This window comes from Psychrobacter sp. DAB_AL62B (genome assembly GCF_028895345.1).
Classification (GTDB): domain Bacteria; phylum Pseudomonadota; class Gammaproteobacteria; order Pseudomonadales; family Moraxellaceae; genus Psychrobacter.
In genome coordinates, this window is sequence record NZ_SAXC01000003.1 from 40,752 (window position 1) to 67,139 (window position 26,388).

The following is a 26,388-nucleotide window of genomic DNA, read 5'->3' on the forward strand; positions in this document are numbered from 1 at the left end:
CTACCTTATGACCAAAGATAATGGTAAATAAAAGGACACTTGCGCGCCCAACTCATGGGTTAATAGATAGCTACTTTCTGTTTGAATCAGATGAGCTTTATTATAAACGGACTGCTTTAGGCGGTGTTGATAATGACTATCTATCGCCTGTATAGTAGCAAGCTCACGCCGTGCGTTAACATTGGTAATCTCCATTGTGCCATCGAGCGACTTGCATAGACGCTGGCATATCATCAAGCCCAACCCTAAGCCATCTGCTTTTGTCGAACGAGGGCTATACTGCTGATTTGCATAACGGTGCGGTTTATCCTTTAGCTCATTCTTCATAAGTTGGGCATCATTAAAGCCACCAGCATCATCGGTGACATGTAGTGCTAGCCAGCGCGCACCCCTATATTCTTTCACCTCACAACGCAACATAATATGTGTTGCCTGCTGCTGCTGGGCATTAAGCACACTGTTAATCAGCAGTTGATCTAATAATAAGCTTGGCAGGCGTAATTGCTGGTAGTCACTTGCGAACCAAAAAGTAATTCCTACTGCTTTTTCGCCCAGCAGCAACATACACTGCTCATAAGTCGCTGCAATATCAACGCTAACTTCATTCGGCTGAGAGCGACCCGCCCAGTGTCGAATGTTGCTGATTACGTCAGCGGCACGCTCCGTCTCATTTACAATCTGTTGTAGGGCATTTTCTACCGTTTCTTTCTCTGTTGTCTGTTTATCCATTCTATTATCTTGGCTACGAATCAATAAACCTTGGGCATAGTTCTGAATGGTGGCAAGCGGCTGATTAATTTCATGGGCAATCGCCCCACTCATCTCACCAATGACCGCAAAACGTTCAGACTGCCGTAATTGCTGGTCATAATCACGAATGAGACGGTTTTGAGCGAGTATTTGTTGCCGACGACGCCATGCCAGCCAACTCATCCAGCCATAGTTAATTGTTGATATTACTATAATAAAAACGATGATACTCATCCACCATCGATGTGATTTTATCCAGTCTACAATATGTACCGCTAACTGTTTTTGGGCAGGATGTTGCTGCATCTCATACAATATACGCTCAGCATCACTGTTTGATTCAGGTGCTAGCCAGCGCAACTCTGCGTTATTATGCATAGTAGTAACATCAATATTATTAATGTCAGTATTAGCGCTGCCATTGCTGCTTTGCGCTCCTGCAGCGAATAAATACTGATTAATCTGCTCGGTTAACGCTATTGGCGCTTGACTGGTTGCGGCTAGTGTCCAATTGGGATAAATCTTGGTTGAAGACTGACAATTAGAATCTGTTGCGACTGGGTTGAGAGGTCGATACTGTGATTGATCAATCTTCCCTTGCCCTGCCATCTCTTCCATTAAGCATAGCGGCGCTATCGCCGCATCTACTGCACCACTTGCCAGCGTACTCAAAGTCAGCTCAATGGGATAACCGACAAACTGGGTTTCGTAGTCGCTTGGTAACACGCCATTCTGTTGTAATAAATGGGCTACCAGTAAATAACCGGCAAAGGCATCGGGATCAACCGCCACTACTTTACGCTGTTTTAAATCTCGCAATTGTTCAATATCACTATCAGCTTTTACCCACAAGACACTGGCAATTTGCTCCATCGCACTAGGCTGATTTATTACCTTATCAGCGATAGCTTCCTTAGCTAGCGCAAGCTCGTTTTGCAGTTGCCTATATAGCTTGTATTGCTCATCAGTTTTAAAGTCAGCTTGTTTAACATCAGACATTTTAAATTCATTTGAATTTACCGTTTGCGTATTCGCTTGCAAGGTCGCAAGCCAGCGCCAGCCCATCGTATCCATTTTAATAAATTGTACTTGCGGCCCTAGCACAAAGGCAAACTGTTGCGCCTCTATTTGTTCCTGCCAATTCTCAAGCGCTAGTGGCACTAGCACGACAATGTCATCTGATAACTGAGTATTAAGAGTATCAAGCCACGGCTGCCATCGCTGCTGAGCGACAGACTCTCCTTGCGGCGCAAGCACACCCAGATAATAGGTTTGTGCGTTTGCTTGATTATGAAAGAGCAAAGCCAGTATTGCAATCATCATCACGACGGCAGATATCACTTGCAGTATGAAGGACCATAAAACTTGCTGCTTAGCACACTGCATTTGCATTACTTATAAAACCTTAAAATAAATGTGGTTTTCCACAATATGCCTATGTTACGGCTTATCTTATACTATATAGCAAGATTGTATCTTTTAATTAGCTAAGCTTAATCAAGTAGCCTTATACCTGAAGTGCTAATAATAAGATCAGTAACTATTTCATTACGGAGGGCGTGCTTGTGAAAAAGTGGCCATTAATCATACTTATTGCCGCAGTTATCGGACTGGCAGTCGCCTTTATTATCGGACAACTACTGCCGAATATGCGAACGACCAACAGTGACCTTGAGGTTAATATTACTGACCCTGCCTTAATTAAGCAGGGCGCCTATGTTGCACGTACGGCTGACTGTGTCGCTTGTCATACTACCCTTGGTGGTGAAGATTATGCGGGTGGCTTGCCTATGCTGACCCCGCTTGGTGCGATTTATTCAACCAATATCACGCCAGACAAAGAAACAGGTATTGGTAATTATACCTTTAATGACTTCAAAAATGCCGTCAAGCACGGCGTCCGTAGTGACAATAGCGCCCTATATCCTGCCATGCCCTACCCGTCTTACCAAATCATGCCTGACGACGATATAGCAGCGATGTATGCCTTCTTTATGTCAGATGTCAAAGCGGTGAATGAGCCCAATATGAAAAGTGAGCTACCACCGATTGCAAACTGGCGCTGGCCGCTGGCTTATTGGCAAGTATTGTTTGACCGTAAACGCGACTTTGTCCCTGAGACTGATGACGCTGTTTTAGCACGTGGGCAATACCTAATTGAAGGCCCTGGTCATTGCGGCTCTTGTCATACTGGCCGTGGTATTGGCTTCCAAGAAATCGCCTTAACCAATGCGGATTCTGAAGAATATTTAAGCGGTGCAGTTATCGATGGCTGGCGCGCAAAAAGCATCCGTGGTGAGCATCGTGGTTTAGGTACTTGGACGGTCTCTGAGCTCAATGATTTCTTTAAAACCGGTCGTACTGATACCACTGCTGCCTTTGGCGCGATGGCAGAAGTGGTCGAGCACAGCACCCAATATATGACTGACGCTGACTTGAATGCCATGTCATCGTATCTAAAAACACTGACGCCTGCACCTAATAAAGAAGCGACGCTGCCAGTGAAAAAAGATATTACGACGCAAAAATTATTAGATGGTAACTATGACTCACGTGGCGCACTACTCTATGTAGAATATTGTACCGTCTGTCACCGTGCCGATGGTAAAGGGGTTCCGCGTATCTTCCCAGCACTCGATGGCAATAGTGCGGTTTATGCTAAAGAAGCTGACTCTGTGCTACAAATCACCCTAGGTGGTGGTCGTATGCCTGAGACGCCGCATGACCGTATGGCTTTTACCATGCCTGAGTTTACCAATCTAGCCGATGCTGATATCGCCGAAGTGGTCAATTATGTGCGTAATAGCTGGACCAATCAAGCCCCTGAAATTACCGTCAATGATGTGGTAAAAATGCGAGCATTCCTCGCCAAAAAACCAAAAACAGGCACTGATATTGCCCCAGACCTGAGTCTTGATGGTCTCGATGCTGCTGCAAAAGGAGCAAAATAATGAATAAATTACCACACAACTTGTCCACTATTGCTGGCGTTGCCCCTCGCAGATTTTCTATAGCGGTGCTTACTGCCGCTGTGCTTGCTGTCAGTATCAGTGGCTGCTCACAGCCAGAACCTACCGAGCGTAATCCAGTCGAATATAAGCTGGTCACCACTGACGATGCCAACGCAGATATCGGCTCTTATGTGCTGCCACAAGATACCTCTATTGCCGATGAACCCAACGCCGAACAAATTATCTATGGTAAACGCTTACTGAACGAAACCAAACGTCTATTACCTGATAATGTCGGCGCTGAGATGAACTGTAACAGCTGTCATATCGCCCAAGGTAAAATCCCACTTGGCGACCCATATATCAACAGTCATAACTTTTATCCACGGGTAATGCCACGTTCTGGTACAGAAGTTGATTTGACCAAACGGATTAACGGTTGCTTCCAGCGCTCTATGAATGGTAAGCCTTTAAAACCAGAATCAGAAGAAATGCTATCCATGTTAGCGTATATGGAATGGTTGTCACAAAAGACGCCTAAAGCCCAAAAGGTTAATATTGATAACGCTGGTAAAGTTGATGAATCCTTGATACCCGACCCTGTCCATGGCGAAAAGATTTACGCCGCTCAGTGTGCCACTTGTCATGGTGATAATGGCGAAGGTATCAAAGACAGCCGCGGCGATATCGTCTTCCCGCCACTATGGGGTGATGAATCCTTTAATATTGGTGCCGGTATGGCACGTACTTATAAAGCAGCTGCTTTTGTTAAGTACAACATGCCAATGGGTATCCAAACCAAAGGGTTATGGGGTCACGGTAACGTCTTAAGTGATCAGGATGCTATCGATGTGGCTGAGTTCTTTACCCATCAACCGCGCCCTGACTTTGCTAAAAAAGATGGTGATTGGCCAACAGTGCCTAGACCAAAAGATGCTCGCTATTAGATTTTATTTATAATGTAGCCAATTATTCTAACAATGCTGTCCACACAAAACCTCAAATGCATGATTTGCTTTGAGGTTTTTTGTTATTCATAGGTAATGATAGTAAAAGTTTTATGCAAGCCATTATATAGTAGTCCTTAATAGCTCTTAATATAGACCCTTTTAAGATAGCTGCTTTTAATACATTCGCTGTTATTTATCGCCATTCGCCTATGAGGTTTGTTATGCGCAAAATTCCTGTTTATGCTCACCCTGCTGCCGGTTGGCCTGCGCTGATTTCGTCTACTCGTAAGCTGATGGACTACAAGGCTTTTTTGCGTGGTAGCATCAGTGTGTTACATAGCAATCAGCCGAAAGGTGGCTTTGATTGTCCGGGCTGTGCATGGCCCGATCATAAAAGCCATAAAGCCATTGATGTTTGTGAAAACGGCATCAAAGTCATTGCCAGTGAAACCATGTCTACGCGTGCAGATGCGGCCTTCTTTGCCAAGCATACCGTAACAGCACTACAAGGCTGGTCAGGCTATGAGCTTGAGCATAGTGGACGCTTATCAGAACCCTTATACTATGATGCGGCACAAGACCGTTACCTAGCGATTTCTTGGCAAGATGCTTATGTGCGTATTGCTCAGCAATTGCAACAGCTTGATTCACCAGACGAAGCACTGTTTTATACCTCAGGACGGGTGACCAATGAGCCGGCATTTATGTTTCAACTATTTGTGCGCTGTTTTGGTACTAATAATTTACCCGATTGCTCTAATATGTGTCACGAGCCAACCTCAGTGATGCTCGGTAAGCAGTTAGGGATTGGTAAAGCCACGGTAGTGCTGGAGGATTTTGAACAGGCTAAGCTGATTATGCTGTTCGGGCAAAACCCTGCCACTAACCATCCTCGTATGCTTGAGATGCTCGCCCACGCTCATAAACAAGGCTGCCGCATTATTTCTATCAATCCAATGCGCGAACAAGGTCTAAGCAAGTTTAGGAATCCGCAAAAACCAACCCATATGGCAGCAGGACAAAGCGATGAGATGGTCGATGAAGTCATTCAAATTCAAATCGGCGGTGATGTCGCGCTATTAACAGGTTTGGCTAAATGGCTCACCAAAAACGATAGAATCAATAGCGATTTTATCGAAAACCAGACTTCAGGGTATGATGCTTTAGACACTTGGCTACGTCAGCAGTCTTGGACGGATGTCGAACGCGGCTGCGGCATTAGTAAAGCAGAAATTATTAATCTTGCAAAACTGGTGGCTGATAGTCCAGCGACGATTTGTACGTGGGGTATGGGCATCACCCAGCACGTTCAGGGCGAGGATAATGTCGCCATGATTACTAATTTGTTGCTGCTGATGGGTATGATTGGCATTGATGGTGCAGGTGCGTCGCCAGTTCGTGGACACTCTAATGTGCAGGGCGATCGCACTATGGGTATCCATGAGCGTCCCAAGCAAAGCCTACTTGATAATCTTGAGCGCGTTTTTAAGCATCCTATGCCGCAAGAGCATGGTCTTGATGTCATTGCAGGGGCAAAGGCACTGATGCAAGGGACGATTAAAGCCTTTATCAGTATGGGCGGCAATTATGCGGTTGCAGCACCGGATAAGAGTGCGATTCAAAACGCACTAACCAATACCCAACTCAATGTTTTTGTGGCAACCAAACTGAATGAAACCATGTTATACCCGGGTAAAAACAATCTAATCCTGCCCTGCCTAGGTAGAACCGAACGCTTAATGACCGTGAAGGGTGAGCAATTTGCGACGATTGAGGATTCGATGTGCCAGGTTGTGCCTACTCAAGGTCGCCTTGAGCCGATCAGTGAGACGCTAAAATCCGAAGCGCAAATCGTCGCAGATATGGCGACTCACGTCCTCGGGTCTGAATCATCCATTCCTTGGCAAGCGATGAGTACTGATTTCGATATCGTCCGGGATTATATTGCTGAAGCCATTGACGGTTTTGAGAATTTTAATCAGCGTATTCGTGCCGCTGAGCGCGGCTTCCATTTGTATCATCCTGCGCGTCATCACGTGTGGAATACTGACAGTGGTAAAGCGCAGTTTGAAGTACCGCAATATCCGATTACTTATGTTGCCGCACAAATGGCGCAGACAACGTCAACCTATCAGCATCATATCAAAGACAGTAAAAATTCTAATAATAATCAAAACCCTGAGCAAAAAGTGTGGCAACTGACCAGTGTCCGTAGCCATGACCAATTTAACACCATGATATTTGGCTTCCAAGATCGCTACCGGCAAACAGATCGTCGTGATGTTTTGTTTATGCATCCGGATGAGATGAGCCGTTTGGGTTGGCAACAAGGCGATCAAGTGCTGGTTTCGCGTCAAGACAGTAAAGATCAGCAACGTACATTAGGACCTTTGATACTCACTGAGATGGATATCGCAGCTAATGCTGTTGCGACCTATTATCCTGAATGTAACGACCTTATCGATTTAGATAGCCATGCGCCAGACTCGAGAACGCCTGCCTATAAATCTGTTACCGTCGTATTAGAGCGTATTCATCAAGGCAGTATAGCAAGCTCTGCTTAAGATATATTTATAGACCAGAATCATTATTTTATTGATAACAAAGGATAATAAGCACTCATAATGGCCAAAAAAAACAACTTAGCTTCAGAAGATACCTCTGTAGACAACTCTGTAAATAATGCGCCTGAGGCTTTAGTGGATGCGCAGACAGTGCCACTATCACGTCTACATTTAGCGCAAAAACATAGTTATTCACCAGATACTGATTCAAATAGCCTTTCTAAAACTGAGCAGATTCATATTGATGATAAGTCAGCGATGTTGGCAGTTGAGGCAGCGGTTGCGATTGTTATTAATGGTATTCATTATGCGATACTGATGGCAAGCCCCTATCAGCTTGAATACCTTGCCATCGGTTTTTTATATAGTGAAGGTTTGATTCAGCATAGCCATGAGCTATTAGATTGGAATGTGAGCCAATTGACAGACGCTGAAAGTTATCAAGATTCTTTCATTCAAAACTCTTTTACCGAGGTATCTTTTACTCACAATATAACCGATGAGCCAATGAGCTTAAATCGGCTCTCAGAGCAACTACAAGACTATGATGTCTATATAGTGGAATTGGTATTAAACCAGCGCTGTCATCAGCGTATTCAAGCACAAAGGCGTCAGCTCGCAGGGCGCACAGGGTGTGGTATGTGCGGTATAACAGGACTGACGCAAGCACTGCCTGACTTAAGTAGCTATATAAAAAATGAGCGACATAAGAAACAACCTCTCACAGTAACAATGCCTAGTCTCGATAGTTTGCTTGCAATACGCGCACAAGTAAATGCTGCACAACATACTCATCAATTGACAGGCGCTGTCCATGCTGCTGCAACCATGTATGAGCAGCAGTTGTATTTATTTGAAGATGTGGGACGCCATAATGCACTCGATAAACTAATCGGCTGGCAATTGCGTCATAAAGCAGATGTTGTTTGTGTGGTAATGACTTCACGACTGTCTATCGAACTGATACAAAAATCCATTCGTAGCCATATATCTTGGCTAATTGGCATGTCCGCACCGACAAGTACAGCGGTACGTGTCGCTGAGCGTTATCGATTGGGGCTGGCTGGTTTTTTACGTGATGACCGCGTCACTTATTATACAGGTCATACAGATTTTTAAGACATCACACCCTTTGTCATTCTCACCTTCGATTAAACTGCTTATTTTAATTTTACATTACTAAAAAGTTCAGCAATGACTCCATCTGAGTCATAAATGGTCTGAATAGCCGTTAATATATGGTTAAATTATGACGACTTAGTAAATAAGCAGCTTTTAATTAAAAAAGGACTTGTAATTTAAATTATTTTTGTTAATATAGGCATCCTTGATTGGCTGGGTGGCAGAGTGGTCATGCAGCGGACTGCAACTCCGTTAACGCCGGTTCGATTCCGACCTCAGCCTCCAATTATTTAGTTAAAAAATTTATTAGTATTACGTTAATTTTAGCTTGCTTTATCAACGTAAATGCTTATAATAGCGACCACTATCTAACAAGTAAAATGCTTATTTATTAGCGCTTACTTAGCAGATAATACAAGTTTTGCCCGGGTGGTGAAATTGGTAGACACAAGGGATTTAAAATCCCTCGCTAGCAATAGCGTGCCGGTTCAAGTCCGGCTCCGGGTACCATTATATTAAAAGGCCTCCAAGCAATTGGAGGCCTTTTTCTTATTCTATACGTTCTCTTATTAAACTGTAGTGACATAATAAAATTGGACAGCTAGCAAGAGGCTATACTAACCCAAAGAAGGAAACTAGTATGACCAACAAACGCAACCAATACACCTGAGAATTCAAGTTAGAAGCCATTAGCTTAATCACTGATCACAACCGCACCATACCTGACGTAGCAAGCTCACTTGGCATTGGCAAATCCACCTTATAGAAATGGCTAAGTCAGTACCGGCAGGAAGTGAACGGCCAAGCGCCTTAACCGATGAGCAGCGAGAGTTCCAAGAGCTACGTAAACAGGTTAAGCGGCTTACCATGGAACGCGACATCTTAAATGAGGAGGGATAAAACGAAGCACTGCTTCGTCCCGACGCAAGGCGAGAGCTATGCTCGAGTGAGGCTTCTGCTCTGCTGGCATTGGATAGTCTGAACGGCTATCGCTGATCAGCCGGCTTTCAGAGCAAAACAAACGTGTCAGTAAAAGCCTTCTGTGCAAGCTGTTTGGCGTGACGAAAAGTAGGTATTACTATGGGATTTAGCCAAAATCAATCAGTCTTGAAACTATTAAACACAAGGCATTAATCTGTCAAATATTCAACGATTCAAAGCAATCAGCAGGCGCTCGTAGCATCGTTGCCATACTAACGAATGAACATAACATCAAACTGACTCGCTATATGGCGGGTAAGCTCATGGCGCAGATGGGCCTTAAAAGCTGCCAGTTAAAGACGCATAAATACAAGCATGCTGATGACGCGCATAAAACGCATGACAATATCTTAAATAGAAACTTTAGCCCAATGACGCCCAATCAAGTCTAGACGGGTGGTGTGACTTATATTCGTATCAAAGGTGGCTGGTGTTATTTAGCTGTCGTTTTAGACTTATATGCTCGGCATGTAGTGGGCTTTGCCGTATCAGAATCCCCTGACAGTGTGCTGACCGCTAAAGCCCTGCAGATGGCGTACCATACCCGCCTGAAACCAAATGATGTGCTGTTTCATTCCGACTAGGGAACCCATTACACCAGCAAGAAGTTTGCTGAATCAGTCGCTGACTGTGATGGTCTGACGCAAAGTATGAATCGTCGTGGTAATCCACTACGGGCACAGCCCTCCGTCTTGCACTCGGGCAAAGCAGTGCTTTGCTAATCCTCGCTCATGGAACAACGCACCAACCGAAAGGTTCTTTAGGAGCTTTAAAACAGAATGGATGCCAAAGGGCGGTTATGAGAATATCGCTGAGGCTAAAAGCGCCATTATTGATTATATCTGGGGCTATTATCAAACCGTGAGACCACATAGTTTTAATGATTATTTGCCACCAGCAGAGAAAGAGAAGCGCTACTTCAACAAAAACCTCTTATCAGGTGTCCTAAATTAGTTGACCACTACAGTCTGACGTAAACCCAGTGTTTGTTGCTAACCAATTGGGTCATAGCTTACAGATGCTAATTAAAAGATATGGGCGTTGGTTACATGGTGATCAGAACAAGATTGAAGTATCTAAATTGAACACAGATTGACGTGCTGAAAAAACGAATCACGTCAAAACGATGTCAAGAAAAAAGCCAGCCACCTAAGTGACTGACTTCTTTAATAAAATTTGGTGGAGATGGCGGGAGTTGAACCCGCGTCCGCCAGCATTACGCTCATGAATCTACATGTTTAGTTTCTGTCTTTAATTTTAGTCTGCACCGATCCGACAGTCAGGATGGATTAGCCGATTCTCTACTTTTGAACCCAAGCGATTGAGACAATCACTTGTGGCGATCCTACATGCGGACGCTTCAACTTAGTTGACCAACTGTAGGTGATCAGCAACCAAGTAAGCAGGGTTTAAGCTGCTAGAGCGTAATTTTCGTCGTTTGCGACTATAACAATATATGTTTGATTAACGAGAGGACATATACTCTCGACATGCATCATTGAGTTTCATCACCAGCGTCGAAGCCAGAACATCCCCAATAAGGTCGATGATTATATAGCACTTATACGCCTGCTTGCAACCTATTAGCAGTTCGTATTACATTACGTTACAGCTTAATCATCTAAGCCAATACTTCATTCAGCCACTTACCGATATTTTGAATCTGCGGCATACAAACCTGATGTGCCATTGGATAAGTATGGTAAACGACGTTATAGCCTTTCTCTGATAGTAGCTGCTGCGCCTGCTCACCCAAAACAACCGGAACGACAGGGTCGTGTGTGCCATGCTCAATCAATATCGGCATGTCTTTATTCGCTTCACTATAGCTGATATTGTCATTGGTCGCCAAATAAGTAGATAGTGTCATCAAGCCAGCCAAACGCTCTGGATAGTTGAGCGCAACATGATAAGCCACTGCCCCGCCCTGTGAAAATCCAGCAATAACAATATGTTCAGGTGACACGCCTCGCTCTATTTCACGACTAATCAAGTCATGGATTTGCTGAGAGGACTCTTCAATCTGCGCAATATCAACTTTCCGTTCTAGGCTCATCTCTAAGATGTCGTACCAAGCTGGCATTACCATGCCACCATTGATTGTCACTGGGCGCTGTGGAGCGTGGGGAAATAGGAAGCGTACAGCCATATCATCAGACAATCCTAATTGCGGCACGACTGGCTCGAAGTCATGACCACTGGCACCCAAGCCGTGTAGCCAAATGACCGCCCGGTCTATCGTTTTTTTGGCAGGATTATGCTCAACGATGACGCACTCTAGATATTCACTCATAATTCATCCTTAATAACATTCAAAAAATTTAAATAGGGCTAAAGTTACAAAATAAGCTCGGTTGTCATCATTCCTTAAACATAACCCGATACTTTGAGTGCTAGGTAAATGACAATAACAGTCATACTTATTATTTTGCACTTTTTGGAGAAACAGTTTACATGACAATTTCAAATAATTCAGTGGCTAAGCGCACTCAGTTGAAGAAAGTATTACTTAAACGAGTTATTCAAATAGGTTTTACTTTGCCTTTAGCCATTACCAGTAGCTTATTATTAATAGGTTGTGATGAAGATAGCGACTCATCAACCACAGTACCGCCTACTCTACCACCGACTACCGACAAACCGGCCCAATCCGTCGCATACACTTACGGGGTTCGACCCTTTTACTTGGTCAATGATATGGATGAGGGCCCGCTCAAAGACGAGTTGCTAGCGTGCAAAGCGCAAATACCTAGCAAGACAGATTTCTCTATTTCCCATCGCGGCGCACCACTACAGTTTCCTGAGCATACCTATGACAGCTATGTTGCCTCAGCACAAATGGGCGCAGGTATATCGGAGTGTGATGTTGCTTTTACCAAAGATGGTGAGCTGGTATGTCGCCACGCGCAAAACGATTTACATACTACCACCAACATTCTCACGACCGCATTGGCTGACCAATGTACCGTACCACCAATAGTGGATGGCAATGGCATACTTACCAATGCGGCGGACATTGAATGCCGAACCTCGGATATTAGCGCGAGTGAATTCAAAAGACTCAAAGGAAAAATGGACGCTGCGAACCCTCAAGCGACCAGTATTAGTGGGTATATGAATGCAACGGCGCCGTGGCGAACTGATTTGTATTCACAAAACGGTGAACTACTCACTTTAAAAGAGCACATTGCGCTTGCCAGCAGCTTGGGCATGAAGCACACGCCTGAACTGAAATCTCCTGTCGTTACTATGCCTTTTAATGGTTATAGTTTAGATACTTACCGTCAACAGCTGATTGATACCTACAAGGCTGCTGGCGTGTCCGCCAGTGAGGTGTACCCGCAGTCATTTAATATCGAAGATATTGACTATTGGCTTAACAACGAACCGCTCTTTGCTGCCAATGCAGTCTATTTAATTGATGATAGCAATGAAACCGCTGTGGGCAAGATTTTTGATAAAAACGACCCGACCACGTGGAAGCATTCATTAGCCGATATCAAAGCTCGCGGCGTCAATACTATCGCACCGGCATCGTGGCTATTGGTCACTACCGATGGCAATGGCAAGATGATACCTTCCGCATACGCGACACAAGCCAAAGCCAATGGGCTTGATATTATCACATGGTCACTTGAGCGCTCAGGACCGCTAGCAGGTGGCGGCGACTGGTATTATAGTGGTCTGGGCGATGCTATTAATAATGATGGTGATATGATGAATTATATCGATGTACTGGCACAAAACGTCGGTGTCAAAGGCATCTTCTCGGATTGGCCAGCGACCGTGAGCTATTATGCTAATTGTAAAGGCTTAAAATAGTATGCATTGCATTAAAAAACCTCGTTAGACACTACCCATTTAAAAGACCAACTTAGCAGCGATTGAGTTGGTGTTTTTTATTGATGTTTTTTATTGATGTTTTTAATTAATGATTTAAATTGCTTGAGCTTGTGATTGCTTGAGCTTTTATTAATAGTATCGGTATTATTTGACGGCCTACTATTTAATTATCGCACTTCAGCTTTTCCATCAATTTTTCACAATGTTTAATGAGCGCTAGAAAAATACAGCACTACTTTTATGCTACGATAATTTAATAGATTGATACTTACTGTATGACGCCTTATTAACATTTTTCAATCTTTGTACATATAACCATGACTGACGCTACTTTAGCTTAATTTTTTTATAAAACGATATAACGCTTATGACCCATATTTTATTGGTAGAAGATGATCCCGCTATTGCGATGTCGCTCAAAGTGACTTGCAAGCGTGAAGGCTGGCACATGACATGGCTAGATAATGCCAGCAGCGTACTGCCGATGCTACGTAGTGAAAAAGCGCAAGATTTATCAGCGATTATCTTAGACGTAGGGTTGCCAGACGGTGATGGTTTAAGTTTGTGCCAGCAGATACGTCATGCGCCTGACATAGGAACACTCAAGGATGTGCCTGTGGTATTTTTGACTGCGCGTAGTGATGAGGTCGATCGTATCTTAGGTTTAGAGATGGGTGGTGATGACTATTGTGCCAAGCCTTTTAGTCCTAGAGAGTTAGTCGCCCGCCTAAAAGCGATTTGGCGACGTGAACAATTACTTTATGAGCAGTCTAATACTCATACTACAGCAACAGATAATATCGTTAACGATAACCTGTCTAATAATATGTCAGGGCAAGCGCTAACATTTGAATGTCAATCTGGCGTCTGGCATTACCAACCGCTCAATTACTCCTTAATGTGGCAAGAGCAAAAGCTGGAGCTGAGCAACACAGAACGCAAAATTTTATTGACCTTATTAAAAGCCCCCAATCAAGTATTTAGCCGTGAACAGCTGCTCAATGCTGTCAGCGATTATCCTGACCATCGCTTAGCACGGACGATTGACAGCCATGTCAAATCCATTCGTAAGCAGCTTGCAAGCGTCGATTCTAGCATTGAAGTCATTCACACCCATCGTGGTCTTGGATATGCGTTATGTCCAGCTTAGGCTTTGATATTCCTTCGATACTAAGTAGTATATTTATACTTATACACTTAAAGCGACCTTGCCGAGCACTAATAGCAGTTTTAAACCTATGACTCATAAAACCAATAATAGTGCTAATACCAGCCAAAGCAACTGGTATGCAAAACTACATCCTATTGGCATCACGCAGCAAACGACTGAGCCGAAACGACTACTAAATTTAAGTATATTTTTTAGGATTTGGTTAGCAGTTGCGCTAGTAATAATGATTTGCGGTGTGGTGGTTTTTACTCAGCTGTTTGGTTATATCAAACCGACAGCACAGCAAGTCATTGAAGATACATTATTAGATACCAGTAAATTGCTCGCCGCAAGTTTGCAGTTGCCGTTATCTTCAAGACAATTATATGATGAAAACTATCAAGAAAAACTTGATGCGGCATTTATCGGCACGCCAGCGATTAGTAAAGCAACAAAGCCAGAATATAGAAATAAAAGCTATAGCAGCTTCCGGATATACGTGACAGATAATACAGGTATGGTCATATACGACTCCCTAACCGAGCCTGACAATGATGAAGGGCAAGACTATAGTCACTGGAACGACGTATATTTGACCTTAAAAGGTCAGTATGGCGCGAGAAGTACCACAGATAATAATAGTAAGCGCGATAGCTCAATAATGTATGTGGCACAACCAATAAAGGATGAAGCTGGCAATTTGATTGGCATAGTCAGCGTTGGCAAGCCTGTCGCTAGCGTATTGCCTTATTTGGATAATACGCGCAATCGCATGCTTATTACAGCCCTGCTCATGAGCATTGTCGCCCTAATTCTAGCAGGACTGGTCGCATGGTGGCTGAAGCAAAGTATCACCTTAGTGACGCAATATACCAGTGCGCTGGCCGAGGATACCAAAAAGCCTTATTTTTACTTGGCTCATGAACTCAATAGCCTGACAGATACGATTGAGACCATGAAACATCGATTGGAAAATCGAGCTTATGTCACCGACTATGTCCATACTCTCACTCATGAGCTCAAAAGCCCTTTAACAGCAATTCGCGCCAGCAGCGAACTATTGGAAGACGACGGGCTTGATAGCAGTGCACTTGATAATGCAGATCGACAGATGCTCATCCAAACCATTGGTGAACAAAGCATCAAAATGCAGCAATTAATTGATCGGCTACTATTACTTGCCAAGATTGAGCAACCAAGCTTTAAGCTGAATCGACAGCTAACGCCGCTATTGCCATTATTACAAACCCTTGTAAAAGACAATAGCGCTAAGTTGCAACAGCAGCATCTAACACCTATCAAAATCTATATTGATGATATAAACTTTACTGAAACAATAACCTTACCATCAAATATATTGGCAAATACCAGTATTTTTGCTGACCAGTTTTGGTTGGTACAAGTGCTACAAAACGTGTTAGATAATGCCATTCATTTTGCCGAAAGCACGGTTATTATCTATATGCATAGCGCAGCGCAAACCGTGACTATCGAAATTTTCAACGATGGTAAATTGTTGCCTGACTATGCCGTTAATAAAGCGTTCGACCGTTACTTTAGCTTATCGCATCAAAGCCAAAAGGACTCCACGCCAAACATTAAACAAGAACAGCCTAGTATGTCTAATAGCACACTCAAAAAAGGCACTGGGCTTGGTTTAACCTTAGTGAAGCAAGTGATTGAACATCATGAAGGTCATGTCGCCATTAATAATGTTGACGCTCATAGTGATGACAGTAGTGACAGTACCAAACATCGAGGTTTTGGTGTAATGGTTAGTATTACTTTATCTTTAGCTAAAGAATAAAAGCTTTTGTTAAATCAAATTCTCATCTGCTTCTACACACCTTAAGAGAAGTTCATTAAATCTCCATCATTTCTACACATGTTTTCTATCTTTTTATTTTACGATAGCGTTATTCAAAGTCGTCAGCAAAATCAAGGATAGAAAAACCATGCCCAATCTTCTTACTCAAAACCAAATTATAGAAAACTGCTTAGGATATAGCCGTCACGATTGTACGCAAAACTTATCGAATCAAGGCATCGACAGTCTTGAGTTTGGACATTGGCTCGCTATTCCCAGTCAGCAACTGCTATTGGTATTTCGCCACCAACAATGTGTGGCTGTTGATTACTATCAAATAGCTGCTTAAAAATTTATTCACTTTACTGATTATACTTTATCGATTGCGTTATTAGCTTTCTAATTATTCATAAAAAATCAGCCATAAAAAAACCCTTTGTCATTTCTAATTACATATCATTAGAAAAGATAAAGGGTTTATAGTTTTACGATAAACAATCTAAGTAATTGATTCTACCGGTGGCTTTACATCAGCGTTTTGACCACGATGGCGCAGATAATGATCGAGTAACACAATCGCTAACATCGCTTCGGCAATGGGCGTCGCTCGTACACCAACGCAAGGGTCATGACGACCTTTGGTCAGCATATCAACCGACTCGCCTTGCATATTGATACTCTTGCCAGCAGTGGTAATGCTAGACGTTGGCTTAAGCGCGATACTGACACGAATATCTTGCCCTGACGAGATACCGCCCAATATACCGCCGGCATGATTGGCAGTGAAACCGTCTGGGGTCAGCTCATCACGGGAACTATGACCGAACTGCCCAGCCACAGCCATGCCGTCACCAACCTCAACGCCTTTGACGGCATTGATACTCATCATCGCATGGGCAATATCAGCGTCTAAGCGATCAAATACCGGCTCGCCAAGTCCGACAGGTACGCCACTTGCAATAATCTCAAGACGCGCCCCGCAACTCGTACCTTCACGGCGCAGATTGTCTATCAATGTCTCAAAGCGACCAATTGCCTCTTTATCCGCACAAAAGAACGGATTGCTATTCACAAATTCCCAATCAATCTGACTAGGATCTAAGACTTTGCTGTATTCATTACCAATTTGGGTAACGTGACCATGGATTTGTACACCCAAACGATCTTGCAGAAATTTCTTAGCAATAGCGCCAGCCGCTACCCGCATTGCGGTCTCACGTGCTGATGAGCGCCCACCACCACGATAGTCGCGAAAGCCATACTTCATGCTATAAGTATAATCGGCATGACCAGGGCGAAAAGTATCTTTGATTTCGCCGTAGTCTTTAGATTTTTGATTGGTGTTACGAATCAGTAGACCAATAGACGTACCTGTTGTTTTACCTTCAAATACGCCAGAGATAATCTCGACTTCATCAGACTCGCGGCGCTGGGTCGAGTACTTAGAAGACCCTGGTTTACGGCGATCCAAATCTACCTGTAAATCATCTTCAGATAACGCTAAGTCCGGTGGCACGCCATCGACGATTGCCATAAGACCTGCACCATGAGACTCACCACAAGTGGTGACAGTAAAGATCTGTCCAATACTATTGCCTGCCATATTTATCCTTAAATAAATGAAGTCTACTTCTGATGATGTTATTAATCGTTATAAAATCTATTGATTTCTATCTAATAGCTGTACGTAAGCGGCGAACAGCTGACGATGTGTCATAAGCTCATCATAAGTCATTGCAAAAACACCATGACCGCCATGAGCGAATTTTAACCAATCAAACTGGATTTCAGGATAAGCCTGATTTAACGCCCACTCGCTATCGCCCACTTCACAAACGAGCAAACCTTCAGGGCTTAGATAATCTGGCGCTTCAAAAAGAATGCGATGTACCAAGTCCAGCCCATCTTGACCTGCTGCTAAGGCATGCTCAGGCTCGTACAAAAATTCAGGTGGCAAGTCTGCCATGATAGCGGCATCGACATACGGAGGATTAGTAACAATCAACTCATATTGATGTTCAGCAGGAATCTTAGCAAACAAATCAGACTCAATCACATTTACTTGATGGCCGAGGTCATGATGATCAACGTTGACCATCGCCACCTCAAGCGCCGCTTTATCAATATCGACCGCATCGACCAAAGCATCTACAAAACGTGTCGCAAGCGCAATGGCGATACAACCAGAACCGGTGCATAAATCTAGAATACGCTCAGGTTGCGACAGCTGCTTGATCTCTAAGCCATGATCATAAAAAGTAGCTGCTTGGTTATTCATACTGACCGCAAGCGGCTTTGCCAACTCATTGACATCGAAGTATGGATGAAACTGTTGACGAATCAGCTCGGCGATGGGCGAGCGCGGGATTAAAACACGCTCATCGACATAAAAAGGTAAGTCGCAGAAATAAGACAGATTAATTAAATAACTTAAAGGCTTACGCTCAGCGATACGCTCTTCTAATAAGCTCAATACCAGCTGCTTCTCTGAGGTAGTCAGGCGACAATCGAGAATTTGATCATTGGCTGACCAATCTAAAGATAGCGAATGCAATACAATAGCAGACGCTTCAGCAAATTCATCGGTGGTTCCTTGAGCGACAACCACATCATAATTGCGTAGCTGAGTCACTGAAAAACGAATAAAGTCACGGATAGTGACCAGCTGCTCACGTGCCTCTTCAAGCTCGGTACGCAAGGTGGCAAATTCATCGTGCTCACCGAGAAGCCCTGTCTCTAAGTCGTACTCTATATCACCGTCCATACCTTGTGACTCACCATCACTAAAGTATTGATTTTGAAACTCTTCTGCGCTCATTGTTTGGTCTTCTGACATATCGCACCTTGCTGATTACATGTTCACTGACTACATGCGGATGGGTTAAATGGTTTTCAATTAACAGCTGATTTATTAAATAAGCATCTTGTCCCACATTATAGACGCAAACAAGATGATGCGCCAATGACTGTCTTTTTTACTGCAAAAAAAATAGCGTTGCTATAAAGCAGATTATAAGCAATATCAATAAAAACCGGCTACAACTCTACCCCAGCATGACTAAATTATTTCCCAACTGTAGTGAATACGTCAACCGTTGACGTTTAGCAAGTCTTAAACGAAAAAATATGTGTCAAAAGTTTGCGAAGCATCCAAATTATGCGCATAATAGCTCCATTAGCAGCCACCACAAGTATCCCAACATGATGAAAATAAAGCCTCTTATTACCGCTATATCTATCGCTATTGTTAGTGTGAGCGCTATTGCCGCCACCACTGATAATACACGCACCTTGCCCGTACGCTCGGCTGACTCACTTCCTGGTATCGCCAAGAAAGTTAGCCTGAATGTACAAGAAAACCGCAGTAGCTCAGCCGATGCTCGTGCGAACGTTAAGCCAGATGCTACCAAAGCCAAGCCAGCTGACCGTATGACTCAGCTGATTGACGAAAAGCAGGAAGCCGAAGAAAATACAGCACCAGCAGCCGTTAGCGCTGATAATATGACGGTAGAAGAGCTGTCTCTTAAAGATGTGCAATCTGATAGTACTGACGATATTAGTGAAGGCCAAGCCCTCGCTGCACCTAGTACATCAACGCCTGACAGCTCAAACGATACTGCTATTAAGAGTATCGCAGATGTGGATGGTAAAAAACATACTACGCTGAACTTATCTAACTATGCCAAGCAAGTAAACGGTGCAAAATGGACACCGAATATGAAAGTTAACTCAGCGATGACCATCAAAATGCAGGCGTTATTGGATTGGAACCACGCCTCTCCTGGTGCTATTGATGGCGGCTGGGGTATGAACAGTAAAAAAGCGCTCATTAACTTCCAAACCATGAAAGGCTTGCCAGCAAACGGTAAAATGGATCAAAAAACATGGGATGCCTTAAATAAAAACATCCCAGCCAATAAGCCAGTTTTAGTGACTTATACCATTGTTGAAGACGATATCAATACTAACTTTGCCACCACGCCTGCAGGCTCAGAAGCCAAATCAAAAATGAAAGGCTTGTATTATCAAGACATCAAAGAGATGTTTGGTGAACGCTTCCATATGGATGTGCGTTACTTAGATAAACTTAATAAAAATAAGCAGTATAAAGCAGGCGAAACCATCACCGTCTTAAATACGCGCGCCCCACTCAAGCAGCGTATCAACCGTGTGGTCGCTAACAAAGCCGATAAAACTTTATATGCTTATAACGGTGATAAGCTGGTTGCCACCTATCCAACGACGATTGGTAGTGACGCCACTCCATCGCCACAAGGTACGTTTAAAATCATTAATAAAGTAAAAATGCCGTGGTACAAAGCTACGATTGGTAAAGGCACAGATAAGCAAGTACATATGCTGCCACCCGGCCCAAATAGTCCAGTAGGGGTCGTATGGATGGGCTTATCTAAACCATCATATGGCATTCATGGTTCACCTAAGCCTGAAGGTATCAGTCGCCAAGCATCAGCAGGTTGTGTGCGCTTGACCAACTGGGACGTTTTAGAGGTTTATGCCAATATCGAGAATGGAGCAACCGTTGAGCTAAAATAGGTTATGTTAATGCATAAAAAAATACCTTGATTATCAAATCAAGGTATTTTTTTGCCAATTTTAAATAAGCTTTTTGCTTAAACAACCCTTATCGACACCCAATAAAAAAACAGCGCTTTTTTAGGCGCTGTTTGTTATTACAGGTTTTCACGACATACAACGTTATCAAGCTAAAAAATATTTATTATTATAACTACCGTTTGATTCCAAAAACTATACTTTATACCCTTCCTCATTACCTGTAATGCTACCGACTTTTTTGGTGAAAAATAATCCGGCTGGTATGGAGATTAAGATGCCTGCTGCTACTGCCATTTGAATATGCGGAATTTGATTAAATCCGGTTACCAATGCTGCAATCATGAACACACCGATGGTGACAGTTGCGGCTATTGAATAGATGACGGAGAATAGTGGCCAGTTCATGATATATTCCTCATTTTTTGTGTGGGTATAACTACTTTATACACTAAATCCACACAAATAGTAAGTCTTTTCTTGTGGACGCTTAGCCCATTTATATCAAGTGATTCGGATTGATAGCCATGTTATAACTATTGATTTATATTGCATGCTTTTCTTCTAAAAAATACCACTAACAGGTATTGTCTTCTTTTCTGTTTGTCTCTTTCTAACTCCCTCTGTTTGGTCGCAAAAAAACCATACGCGTTCATCCATATATCATTACAATAGTAATTTGCTTTCATTCTCCAACTTTGACTATCTGAGAACGCCCTCTTCTATGACCTCATCTACTACTAATGCATCTCTTGATTCGCCGCCTCTAAGCCACTCACCAAATGATGGTAATAATAAGGCGGATAGAGAGTTGGGTAAACAAGAAGCACAGGATGCGTTATCTGATAATACTGAGCTGAATACGGCTGTTGATATTGATACAGACCACAATATTCCCTCTCATAAAAACCAGACTCATAAAGAGCGGGCTGCTGCAAAAAAGCCTGACGCTAAGATAAAAGTGCAAACACTTGGTCCTGATCTGGTAGTTGCAACGTTAGAGACAGATGAGCCAGACTCTCAACACGCTAGCGAAAATGTGGAATCCGAAGCTTTGAACCCAACAGAACCGTTTTTTCAAAAAGCGAATGACGCTGAAGTCGTTATAGAAGCAGGCTCACAAGAAAGCGTCGACACAGAAGATAACCATGGACAAAAAGAGATAAAGCCAAACGAACAGAAAAATATTAATAAGCATGAGCAGCAAGTTAATAAACAGCAAGATACTCAGGAAAATGGCGACAATATCGTAAAAAATGACGTAAAAGAACAACAGAACGTTCAATCAGACCAAGAAGAAGAGGTTAAAGAAAAAAAAGAAGCCAAGCTTGAGTCTTATAAGCAATTTGTTGCCGAACAGTTTAGCAATAAGAAAGTAGATTATCCCGAAGTGCGCGTTAGGATTGAGGCAAATGCACTACCAAGTAAAATGTATTTCATTATGAACATACTGTCGGCCATCATCGCAAGCTATGGATTGGTGACCAATTCGGCAGCTGTGGTGATTGGCGCGATGCTGGTTGCGATGATGTTGGGTCCTATTACTGGGATAGCACTAGCGATTATTGATCATCGCATGCCACTGCTGCGCAAATCGCTCTTTACCGTCATTGCCGGTGTGTCTTTGGTGGTATTGGTTGGTTTTATCGTTGGCTGGTTGCACAAAGAACAACCTTTGACAGCAGAAATATTATCACGTACTCAGCCCACTTCTATGGATTTAATGATTGCCCTAGCCGGTGGTACTGCTGGTGCTTATGCGATGGTTTCGCCGCACTTGTCTGTGGCAGTGGTGGGCGTTGCTGTTGCTACAGCGTTAGTGCCACCTCTTGCTGCGAGTGGGATTTTATTTGCCAATGGCGAGATGCAGCTTGGACTTGGTGCATTGCTGCTAGCATTTACCAATATTATTGCCATTCAATTTACCAATGCTCTAGTACTTTGGTTGTTAGGTTTTCGCCGCTTGATCGATGACGATTATAAATCAAGTACCTATTTAACCTTTTTGCGGCGTAACGCGGTGACCTTATTGTTGTTGGGCGGATTGGGAGCGTATTTAACCATCAATCTACAGACCAATGCCAAGCAGCAAGTGTTTGAAAGCAGCGTGAAAGAGACGATTAATAGCTACTTTAGTGATAAAGGCAATGTGTTGACCAATACTCAGTTTGATAGAACAGATAGCAATCAAATCGTTCGTGCAGTTATTCGCGGCGAAACGAAGCCCAGCTCATACGACGTCCGCCAAATTGAAACAATCATTACTCAAGATATAGCGGACAATTTCCCCGAGTACTTGCCCATTAGATTGCAGCTGCGTTATATGCCGGTACAAGTGATAGAATCGCATCCACTGATTCAAGATAAACTCGATGAGACTGATGTGACTATTTTGACCAATTGATTTCATCACTCTAAAACGCTTCCATTACGGCGCGATAGCTTGCAAAAGAACCCAAAACTGACTACTTAAAACACCTTGATAGCAGTTTGACAGCAGTTTAATCGCAATACATATTTGATAAAAGCGCCTAGTCAATACAGACATTTAAGCGTTATTTACCGTGGCTTTACTTGTGAATCTTCAACACGCTTTGCACGTTTGTGCTAAAATCGCTTGCAAAATTATTTTACTTATTCTACTAAATACTATCCGTTAGTAAGGAGCCGCTGTGAGCCAGCCATTTCGCTCAGCCGATATTCGTCAAGCTTTTATCGATTTTTTCATAAGCAAGCAGCACACCCCCGTCGCCTCATCTAGTCTGATTCCGCACAATGACCCGACATTACTATTTACCAATGCCGGCATGAATCAATTTAAAGAAACCTTTTTGGGTATGGAGCCACGCGACTATACCCGTGCGGTGACCTCGCAAAAATGCGTGCGTGCTGGCGGCAAGCATAATGATTTGGATAATGTCGGTTATACGGCGCGCCATCATACGTTCTTTGAGATGCTCGGAAACTTCTCTTTTGGTGACTACTTTAAGCAAGCAGGTATTGAATATATCTGGGAGTTTTTGACATCTGATAAATGGTTGGCGATTGATAAAAGTCGTTTGTATGTGACCACTTATGAAACCGATGACGAAGCCTTTGATATTTGGCATAAAAACATTGGTATTCCGAGTGAGCGTATCATTCGTATTGGTGATAATAAAGGCGCGCCTTACGCCTCAGATAACTTTTGGACGATGGGTGATACCGGCCCTTGTGGCCCTTGTACCGAAGTCTTTTATGACCATGGCGCAGATATCGAAGGCGGTCTACCGGGTACCCCTGAAGAAGATGGTGATCGCTATATCGAGATTTGGAACTGCGTATTTATGCAGTTTAACCGTCAAAAAGACGGTACTATGCTGCCGCTACCGGCACCAAGTGTTGATACCGGTATGGGACTTGAGCGTATCAGTGCCATCATGCAAGGCGTACACGGTAACTATGAGATAGATTTATTTGTTCATCTCATGGATGCCGCAGCTGAAATTTTAGATATTGAAAATCAGCAACAGTCATCGCTAAAAGTCATTGCTGACCATATTCGTGCCGTTTCATTTTTGATTGCTGATGGTGTCACGCCAAGTAATGAAGGTCGTGGTTATGTACTACGCCGTGTTATTCGTCGTGCCGTTCGTCATGGCAATAAGCTTGGCGCGGACAGTGATTTCTTTTATAAAATGGTCGCACCCTTGGTTGCTGAAATGAGCACCGCTTATCCTGAGCTCAAAGATAAGCAAAGCGTGATTGAAAATGCCATTCAAAAAGAAGAAACACAATTTGCCAAGACATTGGCACAGGGTTTACGCTTACTTGCCAGCGAGCTTGAAGGCTTACAAGAAGGCGACGTGCTCTCTGGTGAGGCGGCATTTAAGCTTTATGATACTTACGGCTTCCCGCTTGATTTGACCGCTGATATCACTCGTGAGCGCGGTATTGTCATCGATGAAGCTGAGTTCGATGAGCATATGCAAGCGCAACGTGAGCGTGCTCGTGATGCTGGCAAATTTGACGTCGATTACAGTAGTGTCATCCAAGTAGATAATCCAACGACGTTTATCGGTTATGAGCAGCTTGCAGAAGAAGGCGTGACGATTGATGCCCTTTATCAAGATGGCAATCCAGCAGCCAGCTTAGTTGAGGGCATGGAAGGCGTGGTTGTCCTTGACCGTACACCGTTTTACGCTGAAGGTGGTGGTCAAGTTGGTGAGCTGGGTGAAATTCGTACCGCCACTGGCGTCTTTGAAGTACAAGATACTAAAAAATCAGGGCAAGCCATTATTCATTATGGCGTTGTCACTATGGGCGAAATTAATACTAAGCAAACAGCTGACGCACAAGTGCTCTCTAGCATCCGTGCGGCCAGTGCCAAAAACCACTCTGCCACGCATCTATTACATGCTGCATTAAGAGAAGTATTGGGTGATGAGGTCACACAAAAAGGCTCACTGGTTTCAAGCGAAGTCTTACGTTTTGACTTCTCGTACGATAAGCCGGTCAGTAGCGCTGAAATCATGCATATCGAACGTTTGGTCAATGAACAAATCCAAGCCAATACCCCTGCCCGTATCGAGAATATGTCTATCGATGAGGCTATGAAGCAAGGTGCCATGGCGCTATTTGGTGAAAAGTATGGTACTGACGTTCGCGTGCTTACCATGGGCACAGACAGCATCGTAGATGGTCAGCGCAAGCCTTTTTCTATCGAGCTATGTGGCGGTCTGCATGTACAGCGTACCGGTGATATTGGCGTCTTAAAAATCACTAGCGAATCAGGCATTGCAGCTGGTATCCGCCGTATTGAAGCCGTCACTGGCATGAATGCAATTAAAAATATTCAGCAAAGTGAGCAGCAACTGAGCGAGTTGGCAAGTCAGCTTAAAGTGAAGCGTCCTGAAGTGGCGCAACGTGTACGCACCATGGCAGATAAGCAGCGTGATTTAGAGAAACAACTAGAACGTTTGCAGCAGAAAATCGCCAGCGCCCAAGCAGCGAATTTGCTTGATGAGGTGCAGACTATCGCCGGTACACCGGTGCTTATCAGTACCTTAAGCGGTGTTGATGGTAAATCAATCCGTACGCTGATGGATGATATCAAGTCAAAACTGCCGGATAGCGTTATTGTATTGATTGGCGATAAAGATGAGCAATTAGCACTAGCTGCAAACGTCGCTAAATCAGTGACTGATCGCGTGAAAGCTGGCGACATCATTCGTCATTTGGCAGGTGAGCTTGGTGGTAAAGGTGGCGGTAAACCTGACTACGCACAAGGTGGTGCGCCAAAGTCTGCTAACAGTGCGTCTATTATAGCGGCCTTACCTGCTTGGGTTACAGCTCAACTTGGCTAAACATTAAGTCGAGTAAAATGCTGCTTTTTTGCCTGTAGAATGTGTAATTGGTTATACCAGCTATAACCAATCGCCATGTATATAACGTCTGCCAACACTTAAAGTTATGACGTTAATATGATATAAAGTACCACGCCCGATAAAACGAGCATATTTAATAAAAATGTAAGGCTTAGTGGAATCTGGGCATATAAAGTCTATCAGCATAAAAAGACAGTAAAAATAATGGGCGCAGTTCTTATAATCTGGCTTTATCGTTATTAAAATTAATCTAGCACTGAATTTATAAACTGAATTTATAAGTAGTGGCATGACGGATTAATGTCTTTAATTAACAGATAACCATTGATGAA

20 protein-coding genes, 2 tRNA genes, 1 other RNA gene and 1 pseudogene are annotated in these 26,388 nt (G+C 43.4%); 18 read left to right on the forward strand and 6 right to left on the reverse strand.

Annotation, left to right across the window (positions count from 1 at the left end):
* Nucleotides 1-2,142, reverse strand: coding sequence for a sensor histidine kinase (locus EPB74_RS05330; RefSeq protein WP_274903198.1), 2,142 nt, complete (start codon nucleotides 2,140-2,142; stop codon nucleotides 1-3).
* Nucleotides 2,143-2,315: 173 nt separating this feature from the next.
* Between EPB74_RS05330 and EPB74_RS05335 the strand changes: the two genes are divergently transcribed.
* From EPB74_RS05335 to EPB74_RS05385, 11 genes and pseudogenes are all read left to right on the forward strand, one after another.
* Nucleotides 2,316-3,701: a cytochrome c gene (locus EPB74_RS05335; RefSeq protein ID WP_274903200.1), complete on the forward strand. Its 1,386-nt coding sequence runs from the start codon at nucleotides 2,316-2,318 to the stop codon at nucleotides 3,699-3,701.
* Nucleotides 3,701-4,648: a c-type cytochrome gene (locus EPB74_RS05340; RefSeq protein WP_274903202.1), complete on the forward strand. Its 948-nt coding sequence runs from the start codon at nucleotides 3,701-3,703 to the stop codon at nucleotides 4,646-4,648. Before EPB74_RS05335 ends, EPB74_RS05340 begins: the two co-directional genes overlap by 1 nt.
* Before the next feature lie 224 nt (nucleotides 4,649-4,872).
* Nucleotides 4,873-7,215 carry an FdhF/YdeP family oxidoreductase gene (locus tag EPB74_RS05345; RefSeq protein ID WP_274903203.1) on the forward strand — a complete coding sequence of 781 codons (2,343 nt, stop codon included), beginning with the start codon at nucleotides 4,873-4,875 and terminating at the stop codon, nucleotides 7,213-7,215.
* Between the two features lie 60 nt (nucleotides 7,216-7,275).
* Nucleotides 7,276-8,334: a formate dehydrogenase accessory sulfurtransferase FdhD gene (locus EPB74_RS05350; protein WP_274903205.1), complete on the forward strand. Its 1,059-nt coding sequence runs from the start codon at nucleotides 7,276-7,278 to the stop codon at nucleotides 8,332-8,334.
* 214 nt (nucleotides 8,335-8,548) lie between these two features.
* Nucleotides 8,549-8,622, forward strand: a tRNA-Cys gene (locus EPB74_RS05355).
* Nucleotides 8,623-8,760: 138 nt separating this feature from the next.
* Nucleotides 8,761-8,847 (forward strand) — tRNA-Leu (locus EPB74_RS05360).
* Nucleotides 8,848-9,105: 258 nt separating this feature from the next.
* Nucleotides 9,106-9,237 (forward strand): hypothetical protein, encoded by a 132-nt coding sequence (locus tag EPB74_RS05365; protein WP_274903206.1) that lies wholly within the window; start codon nucleotides 9,106-9,108, stop codon nucleotides 9,235-9,237.
* A gap of 233 nt (nucleotides 9,238-9,470) precedes the next feature.
* Nucleotides 9,471-9,710: an IS3 family transposase gene (locus EPB74_RS05370; RefSeq protein ID WP_274903567.1), complete on the forward strand. Its 240-nt coding sequence runs from the start codon at nucleotides 9,471-9,473 to the stop codon at nucleotides 9,708-9,710.
* 9 nt (nucleotides 9,711-9,719) lie between these two features.
* Nucleotides 9,720-9,902 carry a DDE-type integrase/transposase/recombinase gene (locus EPB74_RS05375; protein WP_274903207.1) on the forward strand — a complete coding sequence of 61 codons (183 nt, stop codon included), beginning with the start codon at nucleotides 9,720-9,722 and terminating at the stop codon, nucleotides 9,900-9,902.
* Nucleotides 9,903-9,978: 76 nt separating this feature from the next.
* Nucleotides 9,979-10,272: an integrase core domain-containing protein gene (locus EPB74_RS05380; RefSeq protein ID WP_274903209.1), complete on the forward strand. Its 294-nt coding sequence runs from the start codon at nucleotides 9,979-9,981 to the stop codon at nucleotides 10,270-10,272.
* Between the two features lie 7 nt (nucleotides 10,273-10,279).
* A pseudogene (locus EPB74_RS05385) lies at nucleotides 10,280-10,414 on the forward strand (site-specific integrase); the annotation flags it as partial.
* An 81-nt stretch (nucleotides 10,415-10,495) separates the two neighbouring features.
* Here the strand turns inward: EPB74_RS05385 and ssrA are convergent.
* Both ssrA and EPB74_RS05395 read right to left on the reverse strand, forming a co-directional pair.
* Nucleotides 10,496-10,854, reverse strand: a transfer-messenger RNA (tmRNA) gene (gene ssrA / locus EPB74_RS05390).
* Between the two features lie 85 nt (nucleotides 10,855-10,939).
* Entirely contained in the window at nucleotides 10,940-11,611 is a 672-nt protein-coding gene (locus EPB74_RS05395; protein ID WP_274903211.1) for an alpha/beta hydrolase, read from the reverse strand.
* Between the two features lie 161 nt (nucleotides 11,612-11,772).
* Between EPB74_RS05395 and EPB74_RS05400 the strand changes: the two genes are divergently transcribed.
* From EPB74_RS05400 to EPB74_RS05415, 4 genes are all read left to right on the forward strand, one after another.
* Nucleotides 11,773-13,140 (forward strand): glycerophosphodiester phosphodiesterase family protein, encoded by a 1,368-nt coding sequence (locus EPB74_RS05400; RefSeq protein WP_274903213.1) that lies wholly within the window; start codon nucleotides 11,773-11,775, stop codon nucleotides 13,138-13,140.
* Between the two features lie 388 nt (nucleotides 13,141-13,528).
* Nucleotides 13,529-14,311, forward strand: coding sequence for a response regulator (locus EPB74_RS05405; protein ID WP_274903214.1), 783 nt, complete (start codon nucleotides 13,529-13,531; stop codon nucleotides 14,309-14,311).
* 88 nt (nucleotides 14,312-14,399) lie between these two features.
* Entirely contained in the window at nucleotides 14,400-16,118 is a 1,719-nt protein-coding gene (creC, locus tag EPB74_RS05410) for a two-component system sensor histidine kinase CreC (RefSeq protein ID WP_274903215.1), read from the forward strand.
* Between the two features lie 148 nt (nucleotides 16,119-16,266).
* Nucleotides 16,267-16,467, forward strand: coding sequence for a hypothetical protein (locus EPB74_RS05415; RefSeq protein ID WP_089554054.1), 201 nt, complete (start codon nucleotides 16,267-16,269; stop codon nucleotides 16,465-16,467).
* Nucleotides 16,468-16,617: 150 nt separating this feature from the next.
* Here the strand turns inward: EPB74_RS05415 and aroC are convergent, their stop codons facing one another.
* Nucleotides 16,618-17,721 carry a chorismate synthase gene (aroC, locus tag EPB74_RS05420; RefSeq protein ID WP_274903216.1) on the reverse strand — a complete coding sequence of 368 codons (1,104 nt, stop codon included), beginning with the start codon at nucleotides 17,719-17,721 and terminating at the stop codon, nucleotides 16,618-16,620.
* Between the two features lie 57 nt (nucleotides 17,722-17,778).
* Complete coding sequence (prmB, locus tag EPB74_RS05425) at nucleotides 17,779-18,954, reverse strand: 50S ribosomal protein L3 N(5)-glutamine methyltransferase (RefSeq protein WP_274903217.1); 1,176 nt, start codon at nucleotides 18,952-18,954, stop codon at nucleotides 17,779-17,781.
* A gap of 290 nt (nucleotides 18,955-19,244) precedes the next feature.
* Between prmB and EPB74_RS05430 the strand changes: the two genes are divergently transcribed.
* Nucleotides 19,245-20,672: a L,D-transpeptidase family protein gene (locus EPB74_RS05430; protein ID WP_274903218.1), complete on the forward strand. Its 1,428-nt coding sequence runs from the start codon at nucleotides 19,245-19,247 to the stop codon at nucleotides 20,670-20,672.
* A 213-nt stretch (nucleotides 20,673-20,885) separates the two neighbouring features.
* Here EPB74_RS05430 and EPB74_RS05435 read toward each other — a convergent pair whose 3' ends face one another.
* Nucleotides 20,886-21,098 (reverse strand): hypothetical protein, encoded by a 213-nt coding sequence (locus EPB74_RS05435; RefSeq protein ID WP_079692155.1) that lies wholly within the window; start codon nucleotides 21,096-21,098, stop codon nucleotides 20,886-20,888.
* A gap of 316 nt (nucleotides 21,099-21,414) precedes the next feature.
* On the opposite strand from EPB74_RS05435, the gene EPB74_RS05440 reads away from it, so the two are divergent.
* The gene (locus EPB74_RS05440; RefSeq protein WP_274903220.1) at nucleotides 21,415-23,094 is read left to right on the forward strand and encodes a DUF389 domain-containing protein; all 1,680 of its coding nucleotides are present in this window, start codon (nucleotides 21,415-21,417) and stop codon (nucleotides 23,092-23,094) included.
* 268 nt (nucleotides 23,095-23,362) lie between these two features.
* Nucleotides 23,363-26,035, forward strand: a complete 2,673-nt coding sequence (gene alaS / locus EPB74_RS05445; protein WP_274903221.1) for an alanine--tRNA ligase — start codon at nucleotides 23,363-23,365, stop codon at nucleotides 26,033-26,035.
* Nucleotides 26,036-26,388: the final 353 nt, after the last annotated feature.